This window comes from Paenibacillus doosanensis (assembly GCF_025060755.1).
GTDB lineage: Bacteria > Bacillota > Bacilli > Paenibacillales > NBRC-103111 > Paenibacillus_S > Paenibacillus_S doosanensis.
Genome location: NZ_JANYUY010000104.1, coordinates 1 through 2,741, shown reverse-complemented (window position 1 = coordinate 2,741; position 2,741 = coordinate 1). Strand labels below are relative to the sequence as shown.

Annotated in this window: 3 protein-coding genes and 2 pseudogenes; 4 read left to right on the top strand and 1 reads right to left on the bottom strand. The window is 47.2% G+C overall.

Annotated features, from left to right (window positions below; all coding sequences use genetic code 11):
- Positions 1-197, top strand: a 197-nt coding sequence (locus N0M98_RS33980) for a hypothetical protein (RefSeq protein ID WP_375295591.1), incomplete at its 5' end; no start/stop codon positions are given.
- 62 nt (positions 198-259) lie between these two features.
- Here the strand turns inward: N0M98_RS33980 and N0M98_RS33485 are convergent.
- Complete coding sequence (locus tag N0M98_RS33485) at positions 260-487, bottom strand: hypothetical protein (RefSeq protein WP_259620497.1); 228 nt, start codon at positions 485-487, stop codon at positions 260-262.
- 231 nt (positions 488-718) lie between these two features.
- Here N0M98_RS33485 and N0M98_RS33480 point away from each other — a divergent pair, with 231 nt between their 5' ends.
- The 3 genes and pseudogenes from N0M98_RS33480 to N0M98_RS33975 all read left to right on the top strand — a co-directional run.
- A complete protein-coding gene (locus N0M98_RS33480) occupies positions 719-1,345 on the top strand; it encodes a stalk domain-containing protein (RefSeq protein ID WP_259620496.1) in 627 nt (208 codons plus the stop codon).
- 158 nt (positions 1,346-1,503) lie between these two features.
- Positions 1,504-2,154, top strand: a pseudogene (locus tag N0M98_RS33475) (IS4 family transposase); the annotation flags it as partial.
- A gap of 201 nt (positions 2,155-2,355) precedes the next feature.
- Positions 2,356-2,580, top strand: a pseudogene (locus N0M98_RS33975) (rod shape-determining protein MreC); the annotation flags it as partial.
- Positions 2,581-2,741 lie beyond the last annotated feature (161 nt).

The window sequence follows — 2,741 nt, the reverse complement described above, 5'->3', positions numbered from 1 at the left end:
CTGCTAGTCATGAACCTCGAAAAGAGACTCCGGGTTCTCTTTTTGCCTTTTTTGCAATGGCTCTGGTCGACCCTCTCATTCCGCTTACCCGTGATGCCGTAAATTGCGACCCGTTCAGCAAGCCCTATTTACGACGAGTGGAAGGCTGGGGCAATAACAGCTACAGCTGCGATGAAGAAATTGAATATGAAGCATAGGACGTTTTATAGGCGTGTCAATGAATACGAAAGCGATCGTCTTTGTTGAAACGAACTTCCATTCACCGTTTCTTGAGGACGATAAACACTACATTGACCAGGCTGGCAATGATGAACGTGATGGCGTAAATAACCCAATATACCAAAATATTGAGCGCATCGGAGGAAGAGAAAAAAGCGACTGCACATGAAACAAGCAATAATCCTAAACCTACGCCCATCGATTGCACTATTAAAGCAGTGCGAGTAACCGGCCTTCTCACGTTTACGATCGTAAAACCGATAGACACCACAAGCAGCACCAGCATACCATACTCAAATTAATGTAAGCTTCCGTATCGATCTTAAGCCCTCCCTGGCACGATGGTTCTATCACCCATTATAGCATCCCCCGACTGCTGGTGCAGCTTTGGCTCCGCTGTAGTGTATTGGACACCCCTTTGCCTGAAAGCTATAATGATAGAATACATAGCGGGAACAGCCATTACCGGAACCGATCCGGATCAACAGGGGGAACACACTTGAAAAAAATTATCGCCATGTCCGCCGCCATGATGCTGCTGACCGGTACCGTTAGCGCTTCCACTATTAACGGCACCTATAAGGGTAATCCGATTGTAAAGGTAACGTCCAATGGCAAGCCGCTGCAGGTGGACGAGGTACCCGCACATATTGTGGACGGACATACGCTGGTACCCATATCGCTGCTCAGACAAGTCGGAGCATCCGTTGCGTGGGATGGAAAGACATACAGTGTGGATGTTCAAGTGAATGCCGGCAAATCCAATACAAACGCCATCCAGGTGGACAAGGTTACACATTTTTTCAATGAAGCTCGCAAGGAAGTAGACAGCGCCGGCATTTCCGTGGAAAATATTAATCTCGTGATGGATTATACAGGTATTGCGAGAATCAGCTACGATTATATGCCGGGAATCAATCAGACGACGGAACAAAGCTTAAAAACCGTAGCCGGGCTTCTCGGTATTGCGGCAGCAATCCGAACAGAGGTGGGTGAGGCTGTCGTGAACGTCATCGTGAACGATAAGGTTACGGAGACCATATACGCAAACATCGAAGACTGTGCAGCTTACTTTGACGGCAAGATTACGGCAGATCAGTTTAGTAACAAGTGGAACTCCTATTAACTCAACTTTCGCAGAACAAAAAACAGCTTAAAAGCAGATTCTGTATGGGTTTAAATGCGATGGAATATTCATCTTGACGGAACATAGAAAAACACCGCTTCGTTTGGTAAAGTGAGAGTGTCGAGCAATCACTACCACACAGAAGAGGTGTCTTCTCTATGATAGACCATCAACCCGATCTGAATCAACTGCCCAAAGAATTAAAACTTGCGTTCCACGAATTGAACATCTTCCAATATCTGCGACAAGCGGGATTGCGTAAGCGATTTGGCTTCAGCTGTGCCCGGCTTTTTCAACTCGTCTTCGTTCTCTTGTTCCATCAGAAGAACTGGTTTCGCTTGCTGGAGAGCAACAAAAGCGAAGCGTTTCCCGGCAAAGACGCGGTGTATCGCTTCCTCAATCATACCGGCTTTGCTTGGCGTCGTTTTTTGACTCTGCTCAGTGTCGCCACCGTGCAGAAGGTCAGCGCCTTTTCATCTGCGGATCGAGTTTCCGTTTTTATCGTCGACGATTCCATGTTCGAACGTAACCGCAGTAAAGCCGTGGAACTGCTCGCCAGATTCAAGGATCATGCTACCGGGGCGTATTACAAAGGATTTCGTATGCTTACAATGGGATGGTCAGACGGACACACCTTCTTGCCGATTGATTTTGCGCTGCTCAATTCAAGGAAGTCCTCCATCAACGGTATGAGCGAGAACGTCGACAAACGAATGGTCGGCTACAAACGTCGTCAGGAGGCACTCCAACCGGCGCCGCAGGTGATCGCGTCGATGTTGGATCGTGCGCTTACCGCAGGTGCAGTAGCTGATCGATTTGATCAACCAAGTAGCCCAAAAAGCCGGGAAGAAGATTTCCGCGCTTATTCAGCGTCAACTCCAGCAATGGATTGCCGCTTTGCCTAGTTATATCAAGGTTTGTTTGCCAATTTCATGCTGCGAAAGTTGAGTTATTAACCCTTAAAGAAAACAAAATATTAAAAAGAGACGCTCTACCCTTCTCTTAACGTTGATCTTGGTTCGAACGACGACCTGAAGAAAGATATGGCTGTGATTACACCTACCGGGTTAGCTGGTTTAGTGAATGAGGTACATGGTCACAGTTCTACCGTTTCACTTATCACTAACTTGGACAATGAACAAACCTCTAAAGCCATTTTGTTACTGCTAACGCATAATGTCCGACAGTTGACGGCGCAAGTTGTCCTGCTGGTGACGGTCAATCTGTCCGCGTGAGATACAAAAGGAAGGGAGAATTATGACAATTCTCCCTGGATGACGCGCTTCACCATATGATCGTCGATGATCCGATGTTTGTTCTGTGCCCCGTAGATCAGAGCGTGTGTACATACTTTGTTAATCAACCGGGCAGCGCCACTTGAGAAGCGGTAAATGTC